11 protein-coding genes and 1 riboswitch are annotated in these 18,290 nt (G+C 52.8%); of the genes, 8 read left to right on the top strand and 3 right to left on the bottom strand.

All coding sequences use genetic code 11. The features are described 5' to 3' along the window. Position 1: 1 nt before the first annotated feature. The 4 genes from hisD (at position 2) to G7Y39_RS03260 (ending at position 4,328) form a co-directional block, all read left to right on the top strand. A complete protein-coding gene (gene hisD / locus G7Y39_RS03275; protein ID WP_165155032.1) occupies positions 2-1,282 on the top strand; it encodes a histidinol dehydrogenase in 1,281 nt (426 codons plus the stop codon). Then, positions 1,279-2,316, top strand: coding sequence for a histidinol-phosphate transaminase (gene hisC / locus G7Y39_RS03270; protein WP_165155030.1), 1,038 nt, complete (start codon positions 1,279-1,281; stop codon positions 2,314-2,316). Before hisD ends, hisC begins: the two co-directional genes overlap by 4 nt. Continuing rightward, positions 2,313-3,452 carry a bifunctional histidinol-phosphatase/imidazoleglycerol-phosphate dehydratase HisB gene (gene hisB / locus G7Y39_RS03265; protein WP_165155028.1) on the top strand — a complete coding sequence of 380 codons (1,140 nt, stop codon included), beginning with the start codon at positions 2,313-2,315 and terminating at the stop codon, positions 3,450-3,452. Before hisC ends, hisB begins: the two co-directional genes overlap by 4 nt. A 192-nt stretch (positions 3,453-3,644) precedes the next feature. Then, positions 3,645-4,328, top strand: a complete 684-nt coding sequence (locus G7Y39_RS03260; protein ID WP_165155026.1) for an SGNH/GDSL hydrolase family protein — start codon at positions 3,645-3,647, stop codon at positions 4,326-4,328. 119 nt (positions 4,329-4,447) lie between these two features. Here the strand turns inward: G7Y39_RS03260 and G7Y39_RS03255 are convergent, their stop codons facing one another. Continuing rightward, the gene (locus tag G7Y39_RS03255; RefSeq protein ID WP_165155023.1) at positions 4,448-7,558 is read right to left on the bottom strand and encodes a glycoside hydrolase family 2 TIM barrel-domain containing protein; all 3,111 of its coding nucleotides are present in this window, start codon (positions 7,556-7,558) and stop codon (positions 4,448-4,450) included. 175 nt (positions 7,559-7,733) lie between these two features. Between G7Y39_RS03255 and proS the strand changes: the two genes are divergently transcribed. Further along, complete coding sequence (proS, locus tag G7Y39_RS03250; protein ID WP_165155021.1) at positions 7,734-9,215, top strand: proline--tRNA ligase; 1,482 nt, start codon at positions 7,734-7,736, stop codon at positions 9,213-9,215. Between the two features lie 97 nt (positions 9,216-9,312). On the opposite strand, the gene G7Y39_RS03245 is transcribed toward proS, so the two are convergent. Further along, complete coding sequence (locus G7Y39_RS03245; protein ID WP_165155019.1) at positions 9,313-10,980, bottom strand: formate--tetrahydrofolate ligase; 1,668 nt, start codon at positions 10,978-10,980, stop codon at positions 9,313-9,315. A 182-nt stretch (positions 10,981-11,162) separates the two neighbouring features. Then, positions 11,163-11,362, top strand: a riboswitch (cobalamin riboswitch). Positions 11,363-11,422: 60 nt separating this feature from the next. Between G7Y39_RS03245 and G7Y39_RS03240 the strand changes: the two genes are divergently transcribed. Genes G7Y39_RS03240 through G7Y39_RS03230 form a run of 3 tightly spaced genes read left to right on the top strand, consistent with a single transcriptional unit; the run spans position 11,423 to position 14,648 of the window. Beyond that, positions 11,423-12,586, top strand: coding sequence for an ABC transporter substrate-binding protein (locus tag G7Y39_RS03240; RefSeq protein ID WP_165155017.1), 1,164 nt, complete (start codon positions 11,423-11,425; stop codon positions 12,584-12,586). Between the two features lie 9 nt (positions 12,587-12,595). Further along, positions 12,596-13,633: an iron ABC transporter permease gene (locus tag G7Y39_RS03235; protein WP_165155015.1), complete on the top strand. Its 1,038-nt coding sequence runs from the start codon at positions 12,596-12,598 to the stop codon at positions 13,631-13,633. Between the two features lies 1 nt (position 13,634). Beyond that, positions 13,635-14,648 (top strand): ABC transporter ATP-binding protein, encoded by a 1,014-nt coding sequence (locus G7Y39_RS03230; protein ID WP_165155013.1) that lies wholly within the window; start codon positions 13,635-13,637, stop codon positions 14,646-14,648. Positions 14,649-14,823: 175 nt separating this feature from the next. Here G7Y39_RS03230 and G7Y39_RS03225 read toward each other — a convergent pair whose 3' ends face one another. Beyond that, on the bottom strand, positions 14,824-18,063 hold the full coding sequence (locus tag G7Y39_RS03225; protein WP_165155012.1) for an FAD-dependent oxidoreductase: 3,240 nt from the start codon (positions 18,061-18,063) through the stop codon (positions 14,824-14,826). Positions 18,064-18,290 lie beyond the last annotated feature (227 nt).

Below are 18,290 nucleotides of genomic sequence, written 5' to 3'. Positions count from 1 at the left end.
TATGGAGATTGTAAGATATCCCGGGCGCGCGGAATGGGATGCGCTGACCCGGCGTCCCGCGTTGGATGTGACCACCCTGTTCGGCACGGTCCGCGCGGTACTGGACGAGGTACGCGAGCGGGGCGACGCCGCCGTGAAAGCCTATGAGGAGCGGTTTGACAAGGTGCGCCTCGCCACCCTGCGCGTCTCGGAGGCGGAGATGCGGGAGGCGGAAGCCCAGGTCGCCGACGAGCTGAGACGGGCGATCTGCGCGGCCAAGGCGAACATCGAGAAGTTCCACGCCTCGCAGCGTTTCGAGGGAAAGCGGGTGGAGACCGCTCCGGGCGTCACCTGCTGGCAGAAGGCGGTGGCGATCGAGAAGGTCGGTCTTTACATCCCGGGCGGCACGGCGCCCCTGTTCTCCACGGTATTGATGTTGGCGGTACCCGCGCGGATCGCCGGATGCCGGGAGATCGTATTGTGCACGCCTCCGGACCGGGAGGGGAGGGTACATCCCGCCATCCTGTTCGCCGCACGGGTCGCGGGCGTGGATAAGATCTTCAAGGCCGGGGGGATCCAGGCGATCGCGGCGATGGCCTACGGGACGGAGTCGGTCCCCAAGGTGCATAAGATCTTCGGTCCCGGCAACCAGTACGTGACGGCGGCGAAGCAATGGGTAAGCCTCAAGGAGGTCGCCATCGATATGCCCGCCGGGCCGTCCGAGGTGGCGGTGATCGCGGACGAGACGGCGAATCCCGACTTTATCGCCGCCGATTTCCTCTCGCAGGCCGAACACGGGGCGGACAGCCAGGCGATCCTCGTGACCGCCTCGGAGGCGATCGTGGCGCCCGTGGCCCGCGCCATCCGGGAGCAGCTCGACCGCCTGCCCCGGAAGGCGATCACCGAGAGCGCCTTGGCGCACAGCCGCATCATCCTGTTGAGAGACTGGCGGGAGGTCGTGGACTTCACGAACCGGTATGCCCCCGAGCACTTGATCATCCAGACCGCAGATTACGCCGCCGTCGCGGAGCGGATCGAGAACGCCGGCAGTGTCTTCATGGGGCCGTATACGCCCGAGAGCGCGGGCGACTACGCCTCCGGCACGAACCATACCTTGCCGACCAACGGCTATGCCAAAGCCTACAGCGGCGTGAACCTGGACAGCTTCATCCGGAAGATCACCTTCCAGGAGATCACCGCCGACGGCATCCGCACCCTGGGCGACACGATCCGTACGATGGCGGAGGGCGAGCGCCTGGAGGCCCATCGCGAGGCAGTAACCATTCGATTGAACACGATATGAGAGATTTGAAAGATTTAGTAAGACCGAATGTCTGGAATTTGAGGCCCTACTCATCCGCGCGCGATGAGTTTCATGGGAGCGCCTCCGTTTTTCTGGACGCGAACGAGAATCCGTGGAACGCGCCGTATAACCGTTATCCCGACCCCTCGCAGTGGAAACTGAAGGATCGCCTGGCCGCGCTGAGAGGCGTGAGCCGCGACTCGATCTTCCTGGGCAACGGCAGCGACGAGGCCATCGACCTGGTGATCCGCGCCTTTTGCGAGCCGGGGCAGGATGGCGTGGTGGCGATCTCGCCGTCGTACGGCATGTACGAGGTGGCCGCGGAGGTGAATAACGTGGAGTGTCGCAAGGTCTCCCTCAACGCCCGCTTCGACTTGGACGCCCGGCGCGTGCTGGAGGCGGCGGATGAGTGGACCAAGGTGATCTTCCTCTGCTCCCCCAACAACCCCACCGGCAACAGCTTGGACCGCGGCTCGATCTACAAGATCCTGAAGAACTACGAGGGGATCGTGGTGATCGACGAGGCGTATATCGACTTCTCCGCGTATCCCTCTTTCCTCAGGGAATTGTCCGGGTTCCCGAATCTGGTCGTGCTCCAGACCCTGTCGAAGGCCTGGGGCGCGGCGGGCATCCGCCTGGGCATGGCCTTCGCCTCGCCGGAGATCATCGCCGTATTGAACAAGATCAAGTATCCCTACAACGTCAACCGGCTCACGCAGGAGAAGGCCCTGGAGCTCTTGGGCGACGAGGCGACCATGCGGCGCCGGGTGGGCGAGATCCTCAAGGAGCGCGACCGGCTGGCCAGGATCCTCTCCCGGCCCCCGTTCTCCTACCGGGTATATCCCTCGGACGCGAATTTCGTGTTGGTGAACGTCGGCAGGGCGGAGGCCATCTACAAGGAGCTGCTGAGGCGGGGGATCGTGGTGCGCAACCGCAACAGCGTGCAGGAGTGCCGGGGCTGCCTTCGCGTCACGGTCGGTACGCCGAGAGAGAATGACCGCTTGTTGGATGCGATGAGGAGGATAAGGCTATGAGCGCGCGGAAGAGAGTCCTGTTTATCGACCGCGACGGCACGCTCGTCGAGGAGCCGCCCGCGGATTATCAACTGGACAGCCTGGAGAAGCTGGCGTTCGTGCCGAAGGTGATGCGCAACCTGGGCTTCATCCGCGAGCGGATGGATTTCGAGCTCGTGATGGTCTCCAACCAGGACGGGCTGGGCACGCCCGCCTTCCCTGAGGAGACCTTCTGGCCGGCCCACAACCTGCTGCTGAAGACACTGGAGGGCGAGGGGATCGTGTTCGACGAGATATTGATCGATCCCTCCCTTCCTGAGGAGAATTCCCCGAACCGCAAGCCGCATACGGGGATGCTCGCGAAGTACATGACGGGCGCGTACGACCTGGCGCGTAGCTACGTGATCGGAGACCGCCTCACGGACATGGAGCTGGCCCGCAACCTGGGCGCCAAGGGCATCTGGCTGCGCCCGGCGTGGGAGGGCGCGGAGGCGGAGCTGGCGGCCTACGCCACCCCCTTGTCGCCCGTCTGCGTCGCGACCGACTGGGACCGGATCGCCGAGTACCTGTTCGCCGGCGAGCGGCGCGCGGTCGTACGGCGAACCACGCGGGAGACGGATATCTACGTGGAGTGGAACCTGGACGGGACTGGAAAGACATCGATCGACACCGGGCTGGGTTTCTTCGACCACATGCTGGACCAGATCGGCAAGCATTCCGGCACGGACCTGACGGTGCGCATGAAGGGCGACCTGAACGTCGACGCACATCACACGATCGAGGATACGGCCCTCGCCCTCGGCGAGGCCATACGGGAGGCGCTGGGCGATAAGCGGGGGATCGAGCGCTACGGCTATTGCCTCCCGATGGACGACTGCCTCTGCGGCGTGGCGCTGGATTTCGGCGGCCGTCCTTGGTTGGTCTGGGACGCGGAGTTCCGCCGCGAGAAAATAGGGGATATGCCCACGGAGATGTTCCTCCATTTCTTCAAGAGCCTGAGCGACGCGGCCCGCATGAACCTGAACATCCGCGCCGAGGGCACGAACGAGCATCACAAGATAGAGGGCATCTTCAAGGCCCTGGCCCGCTCGATCCGGATGGCGATCCGGCGGGATATTTACCGCTTCGAGCTGCCCAGCACGAAGGGGATGTTGTAAAAAAGGCCTCCCGAGGCCTCGGGAGGTCTGCCCAGCTCCGCGGCCGCATACACCGCCGCGATCCGCGCGGTCGGGTGGAATGATCGCGAGTAGAAGATAATTTCCCGTGCGGGCGGGTGGGTGGGCTATTTTCATTACCTTTGCCAGACAACGACAAACGTGTCGGTTTTTGTAGGTTAAATGAAGCGTAAAATGAGAAACAGAAAACAAGCGTTGCTGGTAGCGGGCTGTTTATGGGCTGCCGCTACATCGTTCGCCCAGACCGAGAAGGGGGACTGGGCGCAGTTCGGCCGTTACGCCGAGGCTAACAAGACGGTGAAAGTCCCTTCGAACGTGGTATTTATGGGAAACTCCATCACGGACGGATGGTGGCCGGCGGACTCGGCCTTCTTCATCCGGAATGATTTCGTGGACCGGGGGATCAGCGGGCAGACCACCTCGGAGATGCTGGTCCGTTTCCGCCAAGACGTCATCAACCTGAAGCCGAAAGCCGTGGTGATCCTGGCGGGAATCAACGATATCGCCCACAACAACGGCGCGATCGCCCTGGAGAACGTCTTCGGGAACCTGGTCTCCATGGCGGAGCTGGCGAAGGCGAATCATATCCAGGTGATCTTCTGCTCGGTACTGCCGGCTTACGACTTCCCGTGGCGTCCGGGCATGCGGCCGGCCGGCAAGGTGATCCAGCTCAACAAGTGGATCAAGGCGTACGCGGACGCGAACGGCCTGACCTACGTAGATTATCATTCCGCCCTGAAAGACGAGCGAGACGGACTGCCCGCCAACCTGTCGAAAGATGGCGTGCACCCGACCCTGGAGGGCTACAAGATCATGGAGGAGATCGTGCTGAAGGCCATTCGCGAGACCGTGAGGTAGGGTTCGTGCGGGCGGTGCCTGTCAAGGGATAGGGAGGACAGGAATCTGAAAGAAGGGGAAAACAGCGATTGTTTTCCCCTTCTTCTCTGAGATACCCCTTACCGGATAAACGATCCGTCTCACTCGATCCTGAGGCTGTGCTTTACCGGAGTGAGCGTAAACGTGAACACCTGGTCGCCGTAAGGGATCTGGTATTCCGGAAGCGGGACGGCTCCCCAGCTGTTCACACAGCCCAATCCCATCTGCGCCTTGTCGATACAAAGGTTGGTCAGGTCCGCCTCCTCTACCTCGGGCGTGTGTCTTTGATCCTTCCGCGCGCCGTCGTCCAACGACTCGATCGTATAATGCAAGGCGGAGGCCGAGAATGGGGCGGAGGCTACGATCTCGATGCCGTTGCCGGCCTCGTTCAGCATTTTCCACCAGCGGATATCCGATTTCGTCCCCGTCTCTTGCGGACGGATGTACGCGTAGAACTGCTCGTCTACGGTCTGGCGGTAGATGGCCAGGTTGGCGTTGCCCTTACGGTCGCTGTAATTCTCCTGGGGACCGCGGCCGTAGTATTCGATATGCTCGAAAGATCGCGGCATCGGCATTTGCATACCGAAGCGGAACATGGGGGATACCTTGGCGTGCTTGTCGGCCGTCATCCGCTGGGTGACCTGGATCGCGCCCCTGTTGTTGATCACGTACGTCAGGTGCAACCGGGCGGATACGGTCGGCATGTCGTAAGCGGCCTCTACGATCACGAGCTTGTTCTCCGTCCGTTGGCTCAGGGAGGCCAGCTTCATCTCCGGATGCTTCCACGCGGCGTACTTGATCTGTAGGCCGGCACCGAAATCATTGTCGGTCGGGGCGCGCCAGAAGTTGGGCGTCAAGGCCGCTCCCTCCTGGATCAGGTCTTGGCCCGCTACCTCGTATTTGACCAGGTAACCATTCGCGCGGTTGAACTCGGCGCGGAAATCGCTACCCTCCACGATCAGGTAATTCGCGTCGTTCGCCCGTACGGCCGGTGCCTCGGTCTCGACAGTGGCGCTCTCCACGTTCCTCAATTCCATCGATGGCGCCTTGTAGGGGTTCAGCGTCAGCTGATCCTTGGCCACGGTATGCCCGGCAGGCAATAAGCCCTCGCGGTTCTTCAATTTATACGATACGTTCAGCAACCACTCCGCGCACGCGCAAGTCTCGCCCAGGTCCAAACGGATCGCCGCGGTCTGCTGAGGCGCCACGTTCAAGTCGTCGATGCGTCCGCTACGGACCACCTTGCCACCCTTCAGTACCTCCCATTCCAGGTAATAAGCGGAGAGGTCGCGGAAGAATTTCTCGTTGTAGACCTTGATCTCGCCCTTCGTCAGATCGCCGGGGGTGGTCCAGATATCCTGGTAATAATACCCGACCTCATACATGTGCGGGTTCGGGACGCGGTCCGGGCTGACCAGGCCGTTATCGCAGAAGTTATTGTCGCTGGCGTCGAACTTGTTGAAATCGCCGCCGTACGCGTAAATCATCTTCCCGTTCTTGCCGGTCCAGCGTACGGATTGATCCACGAAGTCCCATATGAAGCCGCCTTGGAATTTCGGGTATTTACGGATTAAGTCCCAATACTCTTTGAAACCTCCTTGCGAGTTTCCCATGGCATGGGCGTACTCACATTGTATCAAAGGCTTCCGCATGGTGTTATCCTCGCAGTACTTGGCGCAATCCTCGTAGGTGTAATACATCGGGCAGAAGATATCGCTCTTCCCGTCCTTCCCGGCCTGCTCGTATTGCACGGCCCGGCTGGGATCCTCGTTTTTGATCCAGTCGTAAGCGGCCTCGAAGTTCGGGCCGTATCCCGCCTCGTTCCCCAAGGACCAGAAGATAATGCTCGGATGGTTGAAACCGCGCTGGACATTGCGTTGGTTGCGTTCCAGGTGCGCTTTCTTGAAGGAGGGGTTCTTGGCCAACGTCTCCTTGCCGTATCCCATTCCGTGAGACTCCACGTTGGCCTCGGCCACGACATAGATACCGTATGTATCGCAAAGATCGTACCAGAAGTTATCATCCGGATAGTGGCAGGTACGAACGGCGTTCAAATTGAATTTCTTCAGGAGCTGTATGTCCTGTATCATGCGCTCGCACGAGATGACATAACCGCCGTCGGGATCCAACTCATGACGGTCGGCGCCCTTGAAAAGGACCGGTTGCCCGTTCACGAGTATCTGGGCGTCCTTCAATTCGATCTTCCGGAAACCTACCTTCACGGGGATTACCTCGATGGTCTTGTCTCCCTCCTTTAACGTAGCCCGCAAGGTATACAGATAGGGGGTCTCTGCGGTCCATTTGCGAGGGGAGGCGACCTCTATCGTCGCGTTGACCTTGCCGGAAGCCTCCAAGGAGCGGGTGGCGACGGCTTTGTTCCGGGCATCCAACAGCTCAAGCTCCACCGTACCTTTACCCTTCAGGGTCAGGCCGACGGCCAACGAGCCGTTTTGGTATTGAGCGTCCAGATCCGGGGTCACGCGTATGTCGGCGATCTGCCGCTTGGGATTCCGGGCGTATAGATAACAATCGCGTCCGACACCACTGTAACGGAAGAAGTCCTGGTCTTCCAGATACGTGCCGTCACACCAGCGGAACACCTGGAAAGCGATCAGGTTCTTTTGTCCCGGTCTCAGGTAAGGCGTCAGGTCGAACTCCGCTTCCAGCTTGCTGTCCTCGCTATAGCCTACGTACTTCCCGTTTACCCACAGATACATGTTGGAGGTGACGGAGCCGAAATGGGCGATGATCTCTTTTCCGTTCCAGTCGGCGGGGACCAGGATCTCGCGACGGTAGGATCCCACGTGGTTATCGACGATAGGGACCTCGGGCGGGTTGTTCTTGAATTGCTCGCGCCAAGCGTAACCGATGTTCACGTAGAGCGGATCTCCATATCCGTTCAGCTCCCATACACCGGGCACGGGCATATCGTTCCATCCTTTGTCGTTGTAATCGCTCCTCCAGAAATCGGTAGGACGAGCGTCGGCGTTCTTTACCCAGAAGAATTTCCAAGAGCCGTTCAAGGTCATGAAGTTCCGGGATTGTTCCTTGGCGCCCTTCGCCGCCGCCTCGGCGCTCTCGTAGGCGAAGAAATGGGCGTGCATCGGGGCACGGTTTACGGCGTTGACCTCGGGGTCTCGCCACTCATTCGACTGGGCTGCCGCTGCGAAAGCCAAAGCGGCAAACAGTCCGGTCATCAGTTGTCTTTTCATGCTATTTCGTTTTTAATCTGCTTTATGAAGTCACAAAACTAAGCATAAAATTCTGGGTATGGCAATAATTCCGGCGGAAACTGGCTACGAACATATACGATTATTTCTTACCTTTGCGACCCGTCACTTATTCAGATCGGATTAAGGAAACAGTCTAATTTAGAAATATAAAGAAATGGCAAAAGAGCTGAAAGAACTTACACCGAGACGTGTAAACTATTCGCAGTGGTACCAGGATTTGGTAATTAAGGCAGATTTAGCGGAGAATTCCGCCGTGCGTGGTTGTATGGTGATCAAGCCCTACGGATACGCGATCTGGGAGAAGATGCAACGTGTCTTGGACGATATGTTCAAGGAAACCGGTCATGTGAACGCTTATTTCCCTTTGTTGATCCCGAAGTCTTTCTTAAGCAAAGAAGCTGAGCACGTGGAAGGATTTGCGAAGGAGTGTGCCGTGGTTACGCACTATCGTTTGAAAACAAATCAGGACGGTACGGGGGTCGTCGTAGATCCGGCGGCTAAACTGGAAGAGGAATTGATCATTCGCCCGACTTCGGAGACCATTATATGGAATACATACCGTAACTGGATTCAGTCTTACCGCGACCTGCCTATCTTGTGCAACCAATGGGCGAACGTGATGCGCTGGGAGATGCGTACTCGCTTGTTCCTCCGTACGGCCGAGTTCTTGTGGCAGGAGGGCCATACCGCTCACGCTACCCGCGAGGAAGCGGAGATCGAGGCGAAGAAGATGCAAGAGGTTTACGCGAACTTCGCCGAGAATTACATGGCGATGCCGGTAATAAAGGGCGTGAAGTCTGAGAGCGAACGTTTCGCCGGCGCTTTGGATACTTATACGATCGAGGCGATGATGCAGGATGGAAAAGCGTTGCAGGCCGGGACTTCCCATTTCTTGGGACAGAACTTCGGCAAGGCTTTCGATGTTACTTTCATCGACAAGAACGGTAAGAGCGACTATGCCTGGGCTACTTCTTGGGGGGTTTCCACGCGTTTGATCGGAGCGTTGATTATGTCTCACTCCGACGATAACGGTTTGGTGTTGCCTCCGCGTCTGGCTCCGATACAGGTCGTGATCGTTCCGATCTACCGTAGCGCCGAGCAATTGGCACAGATCAGCGAGAAGGTAGCTGGTATCGTGGCCGGGTTGAAAGCGTTAGGCATCTCCGTGAAATATGATGATGCCGACAACAAGAAGCCGGGCTGGAAGTTCGCGGAGTACGAGCTGAAAGGCGTTCCTGTACGTTTGGCCATGGGAGGGCGCGATCTGGAGGATAATACGATCGAGGTAATGCGTCGCGATACGTTGGAGAAGGAGACGATCACTTGTGATGGCATTGAGGAATATGTGAAGAATCTGTTGGAGGAGATCCAAGCGAATATCTTCAAGAAAGCGTACGATCACCGTGAGGCTAACATCATAAACGTAGATACCTATGAGGAATTTAAGGAGAAGATCGAGGATGGCGTCTTTATCCTGGCTCACTGGGATGGAACCCCGGAGACCGAGGAATTGATCAAGAACGAGACGAAAGCTACGATCCGCTGTATTCCTTTAGCCGGGGATAAGACCCCGGGCAAGTGCATGGTGACAGGTAGACCGTCGGCTTGTCGGGTACTGTTCGCCAGGGCGTATTGATGTCCACCCGGTTTCGGGGCGATAGTGGTTATAAAAAAGGTACGCCTTATGAATGTGTGAGGCGTATCTTTTTTATCTGAATCGTTTACGGCCTGTTTCAACTCAGCCCCTCGATCAGGCCATCCACAATATCGATCTTTCGGGCTTGCGGCTCTTTCGGAAGTCCCGGCATACGCATGATCTCACCCATGACGACAACAATCATCTCAGCTCCGTTATTGATGATCACATCTCGTACTTTTAGCTCGAAATCTTTAGCGACTCCGTAAGCTTTCGGATCGGAAGAGAATGAATACTGAGTCTTGGCGATACAAATCGGGTAATGGGAAATACCCAGGCTTTCGATCTGACGCAATTTTTTATCGGCCAAAGTCGTATAAACGATCGAGGAGGCTCCGTAAATCTTCCGGGCCACTTTTTGCACTTTCGTACGGATCGGATCATCCAAATCATAGGTATATCGCAAAGGCGCGGAAGGATTATTCTCGATCGTATCAACCACCAGGCGGGCGAGTTCCACTCCTCCTTCACCTCCTTGGGCGAAAACGTTATTCAGGGCGAATCCAACCTCCTTTTCCTTGCAATGCTCAGCCACCAAAGCGATCTCCTCGTCCGTATCGGTAGCGAAACGGTTGAAAGTAACGATTACTTGCTGGCCGAAGCTCTTCATATTCTCGATGTGCTTATCCAAGTTGGCGAATCCGTTCTTCAATCCCTCGATATTCGGTTCCTTGATTGCTTTCTCGGGAACGCCACCGTGAAGTCTCAAGCTCTGGGCAGTCGCTACGATGACTGTCAGTTTCGGTGAGAGTCCCGCTTTTCTACATTTGATATTAAAGAATTTCTCCGCGCCTAGATCAGCGCCGAAACCGGCCTCCGTGATCACATAATCCCCATAGGTAAGCGCCATTTGGGTAGCCAATATGGAATTACATCCATGGGCGATATTAGCGAAAGGACCTCCATGTACCAATGCGGGAGTATTCTCCGTTGTTTGTACCAGGTTCGGCAGTAACGCGTCTTTTAGCAATACGGTGATAGCCCCGGCTATGCCAAGATCATTTACCGTGAAAGGCTTATCTTCGTTTGTATAACCCAATAAGATATTTCCGATACGCCGTTTCAAATCCTCGATATCCGTAGCCAAGCAAAGGATCGCCATGATTTCGGAAGCGGGAGTGATGTCAAATCCTGTCTCGGTAGGGACACCGTTCGCTGAGCCGCCTAAACCCGATACGATGTTACGTAAGCTACGGTCGTTTACGTCAAGAACCCGTTTCCATTTGATCTCTTTCAATCCTTCGCAGGTATTGCGGGTCTGATAAATATAGTTATCCAATAAAGCGGTAATCATATTGTGGGCGGAAGTGACCGCGTGAAAATCTCCTGTAAAATGCAAGTTGATGTTTTCCATAGGAAGCACTTGAGCATATCCGCCCCCGGCAGCGCCACCCTTCATACCGAAACACGGGCCAAGAGACGGCTCGCGTAAAGCGACTACCGCTTTCTTTCCGATTTTATTCAGTCCTAAAGCCAGACCGATCGAAACCGTAGTCTTTCCGATTCCCGCTTTAGTGGGAGTGATCGCGGTCACTAGAATTAAATTATGCCGATCCATTTGCTTTTTATCGATCAGATGGATAGGAATCTTGGCAATATACCTGCCATAATTTTGTACTTCCTCGCGAGGGATACCTAACGTTGTCGCGACTTCCTTAATTTTACGCAAGCCTGTTTCTCTTGCTATCTCAATGTCCGATTTCATGTGCTTTATGTAAGTTTATATAGTTCGAGCAAAGTAAATCTAATTTATCATAATAACAAAACGATACGGAACAAGGTTCTCCCCCCTTTATGGAATAATAAGATTGGATGATTCCTGTGTATCTGTTTTTATTTGGGATGCAAAAGTCCTTAAAATTGCGCATGTATACAAATATTCTTACTACTTTTGTCGCTGTAACAGGCTCCGCGCATCCCTTTTCCCGGGAGGCGGATTAAAAGGGAACCGGGTGAGAGTCCCGGACAGACCACGCTGCTGTGAACTTCTAAACATTCGGACAATACCTTGGCCACTGGTTTCATAATCGGGAAGGCGTTCAGGATGGAAGTAAGTCAGAAGACCTGCCGGTTCATAAATAGATGTTGCTGTCCCGTGGAGCAGGACGAGAGTAACGGTCAGTGATCAACGGTCAATTAAAAGGATTATGAATAAGTTTATAGCGGGCGGATGCTTGCTTTTATCGGTATTGACTTTATCGTGTACCTCAGGTACCCGTGAAAAAGGAGAAACAGGGAAGACGGTTTCCGTAGAACAATCCACATTCTCACAAGAGCGGGTTAAGCCTTTGTACGCCCAAGGTTTCAAGCTTACCTATGCGGATCAATATCTCTTGGTTGATATCCAAGATCCTCAAAATGAGGAAAGCGCCACGTTTCATTACGCATTCGTGAAAAGAGGTGCGAAACCTACGGGGATTCCCGCTGATTATACGAGGATAGAGCTTCCTATCCGAAGCGTTATCTGTATGACTTCCCTGCAACTATCGAACTTTATTAAATTGGGAGCCTTGGACAAGGTCGTTGGAATTACCAGTACGCGGCATTTGTTCAATAAAGAGATGAATGAACGCCTGAAAGAAGGTAAAACTGCCAAGATCGGTATCGAAGGAAATTTCGATAACGAGGTTATCATGAGCATGAGTCCTGATTTGATCCTTGTATCGCCATTCAAGCGGGGAGGCTATGAGACGTTGAAAGACGTGGGTATTCCCTTGATTCCCCATTTGGGCTATAAGGAGACTACGCCATTGGGACAAGCAGAGTGGATCAAGTTCATCGGCTTGTTGTTGGGGATAGAGAAAGAAAGCAATGAGCGTTTCGCTACCATCGAGAAGAGGTATAATGAATTAAAGGAACTTACGTCGGATGCTAAGGTAAAAAAACGCCCGGTCGTTTTTAGTGGTGAGTTACGGGGTGGGAACTGGTATGCCGTAGGAGGGAAAAGCTTCTTGGCACAACTTTTCAAGGATGCCGGCGCTGATTATTTCTTGAAAGACGATGAGCGATCCGGGGGTGTCACATTAGATTTCGAGACGGTCTATAATCAAGCGGACGACGCTGATTACTGGCGTATCGTGAATAGTTTCCCGGGAACGTTTAGCTATGAAGCCTTGAAAGCGCAAGATCCTCGTTATGCGGATTTTCGTGCGTTCCGGGAGAAAGGGATTATCTACTGTAACATGAAGAATACGCCGTTTTATGAGAGTATGCCGACAGAACCGGAGATCGTCCTAGCGGATTTGCTTCATATCTTTCATCCGGATTTACTGCCGGATCATGAGCCAGTCTATTATTCTCGACTTAAATAGGGAACGCTGATGAGACATTCAAATACCCTATGGATGTTGGCGATTGTCGCCGCTATTTTTGTCCTGGTCTTTTTGAATTTGGTGTTGGGGTCAGTCTCTATTCCACTTCAATCGGTTTGGCATATTATCTGGAATTCAGGAGATGAGCCTATAACCTGGCAAAATATCATCTGGAAATCCCGGCTGCCGCAGGCATTGACGGCGTTGGTAGCGGGAGCCGGCTTATCTATCAGCGGCTTACAGATGCAAACCGTTTTCCGTAATCCATTGGCCGGACCTTCGGTTTTAGGTATCAGTTCGGGAGCGAGCATGGGGGTCGCTTTCGTGGTGTTGTTAAGCGGTAGTTTAGGGGGTGTTGCCTTGAGTAAGCTTGGTTTTATGGGGGAGATCGCCTTATCGATAGCGGCCGTAACCGGTTCCCTATCCGTGATGGCGCTGATTGTGTATGTTTCCCAAAAGGTAAAAGGAAATGTCACGTTGTTGATTATCGGCGTGATGATCGGTTACGTGGCGAACGCCGTGATCGGCGTACTTAAATTCTTTAGTGTCGAGGAGGATATCCGTGCGTACGTGATTTGGGGATTGGGGAGTTTCGCCCGTGTATCCGGTAATCAGATGATGTTATTCGTGATTCTTATGACAATCTTGATCCCGCTCTCGTTCCTGCTTATCAAGACCATGAACTTGATGCTTTTAGGGGATAGTTACGCACGTAACTTGGGCCTTGATATCAAGCGGGCCCGTCTGTCGGTTATCACCTCGGCCGGGGTGCTTACGGCGATTGTCACGGCTTATTGCGGACCTATCATCTTCTTGGGGCTGGCTGTTCCGCATTTATGCCGATCCATATTTCAAACTTCCGACCATCGGATTTTAATGCCCGCGGTCTTATTCGCTGGCGCGGCGTTGGCATTGATCTGCAATTTGATCGCCCGTATGCCGGGATTCGAGGGCGCGTTGCCTGTCAACTCGGTAACCGCTTTAGTAGGTGCTCCTGTCGTAGCCTCGGTATTATTTAGAAAACGTAAGAATGAATTGAACGAGTAAGATGAAACAAGATACGATTCATATTAACGGACTTTCGATCGGTTACCATTCCAAGAGTAGTACAAAGCTGGTAGCTAAAGACATACACGCTACGATCTATAGTGGCGAATTGACGTGTTTGTTGGGCGCTAACGGGGTCGGGAAGTCCACTTTATTGCGCACATTATCGGCTTTCCAACCGAAATTAAATGGAGAGATATTGGTTCTAGGAAAAGATATAGATACTTATTCCGATAAGGAGTTGAGTACCGCGATCGGTGTCGTACTGACCGATAAATGTGAGATCCGGAATATGTCGGTACGAGAATTGGTCGGAATGGGACGTAGCCCGTATACCGGCTTCTGGGGCAAGTTGAGCAAGGATGATAAGCGGATCGTGGAAGAATCCATCGCCCTTGTCCGCATTGAGGAACTAGCATCCCGCATGGTCCATACCTTATCGGATGGAGAACGCCAGAAAGTGATGATCGCTAAGGCGCTCGCCCAAGAGACTCCGGTTATTTATTTGGATGAACCTACCGCATTCCTTGATTTCCCTAGCAAGGTAGAGATTATGCAATTACTCCATCATCTGACTCGAAAAATGAATAAGACAATATTTATGTCCACTCACGATCTAGAACTGGCCCTCCAGATATCGGATAAGATCTGGCTAATGGATAAAGCGAATGGCATCTCTACCGGTACTCCCGAGGATTTGGCATTGAGTGGTCATCTAAGCAATTTCTTCGCCCGGAAAGGGATTGTTTTTGATAAGGATACCGGATTATTCCGTATAGATAATCAATTCTCCCGACAGATTCGCCTCGTTGGACATGGGCAGAAATATGCTATGGCGCATAAAGCACTCCAGCGAAACGGAATTTTGGCGAACCGGGAAGTGGAGTCGAACATGTGGATTGAGACTGACGACTTAAAGACCACCCACTTTATCATCCATGAGACTTCCGGTGGTACCTATATCGCCCAAACGATAGAAGAATTACTTGCCTATTTTGATACCGAAAAATCATAACTGCGTTTTTCTTCATTCATAGTTATGTTTTTCCCATTCAAGTCCACTCTTTTGAAGTAAACCAGCTTCATTCGCCAAGTAAGTTAACTTAAATGTGGAAGTAAGTTAACTTACTTGGTCGATGAAGCCGGCATATGGTCTCTCCCTGATTTCACTGTTTGGGACGTGGTTCGGTTTATTTGAAAGCTTTCTCGCTAATTCCGTCTCCATCGAGTCTCAATCGCTCCATGTAATCCGGAACGGTGCGACCCAATGCTTTGTCCACATATAGCTTAGCCAAGTATTGAGAGAGCATGAAGCCGTGACCTTGCAAACCAACGAATAATCCGTTATCCGGGTCGATGATGTAGCGAGGCTCTACATAATAACCGGACCATGTGGCCTGTACAGGTACGGTGGCTAACGATGGAATCCAATCGCAAAATACCTCGGAGATGATCTCCATGAAACGACGGGTATTAAACTTCAACTCATCAAAGTTGCTGATCTCCGCTTTGGCGTCGACAGCGGGAGAGGCGCAAGCGATAATCTGTCCGGTCTCGGCGAATTGCTGACCGTAGACAGCGGAGAAATCGTTACGTTTCCGGCGATCTATCAACATGTCGAGGATATCCCCGTCTTTTCCCAGATTCGGCAGGCGATGGGTAATCAACGCTTGGTGCTTGACCGGATAGAGTCCGGTGTAAAGGCCCAGCATGCGGGCGAAACGCTCGGCGCTATAACCAAGGGCATTCACGAAATGATCGCATTCGTATTCGATGTATCGCTTATCATGCGTGTATAATAAGACGTGATATTTTCCACCGTTTTTGTGGACTTCCACTAGACGTGTGTCTTCCAAAACCTCACATTGCCGTTCCTTGCCTTTGTTGCGTATAAAATCTATCACACGCCCGGGGGTGGCTTGCCAACAATGCCGGGAGATTTGCGCGGCAAAATAGGTGTTTTGGTTCGTATTGAAGTAAGGGGATACCTCTTTCTGAAAGTCTTTCTTGTCGATCAAATAAGCGTTAGACCAACCGCAGGAACGTTCCAGATCATTGTAGGTAGCCTCGTCGTGGGCGAACGTGATATAGCGTGTCTCGCGGTAATGGATATCGTATTCTTTTTGTGTCTCTTCGAATATCGTTTGGTTATTACGGGCGATCTCCGCTAATTCAGGGATCGAGAACGCCGGGCGGCCACCACCGATATTACGCCATGATGATCCTCGATCCGCATTAATAAGTACGCTCTTTTTACCGGCTTCCGCAAAATAACGGAACAATGCGCTACCTCCGATGCCTCCGCCGGCGATCAAGACTTCCGTCTTACGGACCTGCTTTCCGGAATCAACCTTATAGCTATCTGCCAGTTGACGCCGCGGATACATTTCCCCAAGGACGAAGCGGCTAGATAAAGGTGCACGGGGAGTAGCGTCGCCTACCAATTCGATACCTTTTTCCCTTAGTTTCATACGTAAGCGGGGTATGCAGCGTTTTCCCCGGCACGGTCCCATTCCTAGGCGGGTGATATGTTTCACCTCGTCGACGGAGATATATTTGCGATCACCAATGGCGGAAAGTAGTTCTTCCAAAGATACATCCTCGCAATGGCAAACATAGGTCTCCGACTCACACACCGGCTCTTGCTTGAAGTCGATCCCCTCCGGATCGTTTTCTTTTACGATGAACCCTGTGATATTCAATAAGGCATCGTTCTCCTCCATCCCTGCCGCTTTCACACGGGCTACATTTGTTTTCGTCGGTTTTTTTAATACTTTCTCAATGATGCCTTCGCCCTGTTTCTTCCCGTTATCATCCACGAGCCATACTTCGGCGCCTTCTTCAACCTCGTATTCTACCGGTAAGAATACGTTTCGCTTCCGGATATCGTAGCCGAAAATAGCCAGTCCCGGACAATGGGACACGCATTGCATGCAGCCGGTACATTTCTCGTAATCGATCTCGGGGGTTACGCTGGTGGAACTTTTGGTGATCGCCTTTTGGGGACAAGCGAAAGAACAAGGGTTACAAGCGAAACCGTATAGGCAATCCAAGCGAACGAAGGGACGTTGGGCTTGACGCTCGGGAGTGGGCTTTGGGGCCTCTTCCTTGACGCGAATCGGATGTTGCTGGGAGTCGATGTATTCTTTAGATACTTGCAAATAATCGTTGTAGTTGATACGTACACCTAACTCTTGGGCGATCTCATAGGCGGCTTGCTTTCCTCTTAGTACGGCGGTAGTACCTTCTCCGATCCGTACGGCGTCGCCTACGCCCGCACAACGCTTTCCAAATGCATATTGGCCTTTGGTCAGCAATTGGTTGTCGGGAATCAATCCCGTACATATATTGATAACATCAATACCATCGATCACTTTCTCTGTTCCCGGGATTGGCTTGAAGTTCTCGCATTCGCAGACAACCGCACCGGTGATACCTGTCCGATCCTTGTTTGGAATGGCTTTCAAAAGCATATGAGAGGTATAAATCGGTATACCAAGGCGGCGAATACGGTTCGCTTGTACCGGGAATCCCCCTTCGCGGGGCATCGCCTCTAAGACAGCCTTGACTTTCGCTCCGGCTTGCATCAATTGGTAGGACGTCAGGTAGCCTATATTACCGGCGCCTACTGTCAATATGTTTTTGCCAAGTAACGTAAACTCGGCGTTCATCATTTTCTGTACGACTGCCGCTGTATAAACTCCAGGCACATCATCATTCTCGAAGGTCGGCATAAAAGGAACCGCGCCGGTAGCGACTACCAAAGCCTGAGCTTCCACATAGAAATTCTTATGGCTAAGCAGGTCTTTTACGGCGATACGCTTATTTTCTAGGATATCCCAAACCGTGGAATGTAAGAAAATACCGGAGTGATCGTCTCCGGCTAACGATTTCGCTATATCAAAACCGCGCATACCGCCAAAGCGTCTCTCTTTCTCGAAAAAGAAAAAGGCATGGGTCTGCATCAAGAATTGACCGCCGATCTTATCATTGCTATCAATTACGATGCTATTCAAGCCCAGTTCTTTTAAGGTTTCCCTACAGGCTAATCCGGCGGGACCGGCACCAATGATGGCTACATCTGTCCGATAGATCTCTACCGGTTCTTTTCCGGGTTCTACCCGGGAGTCCGTCATATAATGCTGTGTCGTTATTTCCGATACCACCTTTACATGGTCTACTTTCGTAATACAGATACGTTTTACTTCTCCGTCTACCAGCATTTCGCAAGCGCCACATTTACCGATACCGCAATTCAACGAACGATTGCGGCCATTTACGCTATGACTATGTACCGGATAGCCGGCCTGATGTAAGGCGGCGGCAATGGTAAACCCCTTCATTCCCGTTACGGGTTTGCCATTGAATAAAAAAGTGTGTTCTTCCTCTTGTGGAATTGTCAAAATAGGATGATTAACGATTCTTTCCATAATTGCTATTGATTTAATCGGGCTAAAATTACAGATATAATTGGATAAATGTTCTAATTTTACCGGAAATCTATCGTTTGTTTTTTTGACTCTTGATCAATAATACTTCGTTAAATTTTTATTCAATCCGTTGAAAATAAATGAGTTAGTTAACAAAGTTTAGCTCAATAAAATAGGTCAAGTAGCTGAATTTCAGTATCTTTAATGATATTCGACCACACATTAAA

It is taken from the genome of Parabacteroides sp. ZJ-118, from assembly GCF_011038785.1.
Lineage (GTDB): Bacteria > Bacteroidota > Bacteroidia > Bacteroidales > Tannerellaceae > Parabacteroides.
The sequence above is the reverse complement of the archived record's forward strand: the minus strand, read 5'-3'. Positions and strand labels throughout refer to the sequence as shown.

Excerpts from the sequence above, each read along its gene's own strand:
- hisC (WP_165155030.1), top strand. The coding sequence starts at position 1,279 with ATGAGAGATTTGAAAGATTTAGTAAGACCGAATGTCTGGAATTTGAGG.
- proS (WP_165155021.1), top strand. The coding sequence starts at position 7,734 with ATGGCAAAAGAGCTGAAAGAACTTACACCGAGACGTGTAAACTATTCG.
- G7Y39_RS03260 (WP_165155026.1), top strand. The coding sequence starts at position 3,645 with ATGAGAAACAGAAAACAAGCGTTGCTGGTAGCGGGCTGTTTATGGGCT.
- G7Y39_RS03230 (WP_165155013.1), top strand. The coding sequence starts at position 13,635 with ATGAAACAAGATACGATTCATATTAACGGACTTTCGATCGGTTACCAT.
- hisD (WP_165155032.1), top strand. The coding sequence starts at position 2 with ATGGAGATTGTAAGATATCCCGGGCGCGCGGAATGGGATGCGCTGACC.
- G7Y39_RS03225 (WP_165155012.1), bottom strand. The coding sequence starts at position 18,063 with ATGGAAAGAATCGTTAATCATCCTATTTTGACAATTCCACAAGAGGAA.
- hisB (WP_165155028.1), top strand. The coding sequence starts at position 2,313 with ATGAGCGCGCGGAAGAGAGTCCTGTTTATCGACCGCGACGGCACGCTC.
- G7Y39_RS03235 (WP_165155015.1), top strand. The coding sequence starts at position 12,596 with ATGAGACATTCAAATACCCTATGGATGTTGGCGATTGTCGCCGCTATT.
- G7Y39_RS03245 (WP_165155019.1), bottom strand. The coding sequence starts at position 10,980 with ATGAAATCGGACATTGAGATAGCAAGAGAAACAGGCTTGCGTAAAATT.
- G7Y39_RS03240 (WP_165155017.1), top strand. The coding sequence starts at position 11,423 with ATGAATAAGTTTATAGCGGGCGGATGCTTGCTTTTATCGGTATTGACT.
- G7Y39_RS03255 (WP_165155023.1), bottom strand. The coding sequence starts at position 7,558 with ATGAAAAGACAACTGATGACCGGACTGTTTGCCGCTTTGGCTTTCGCA.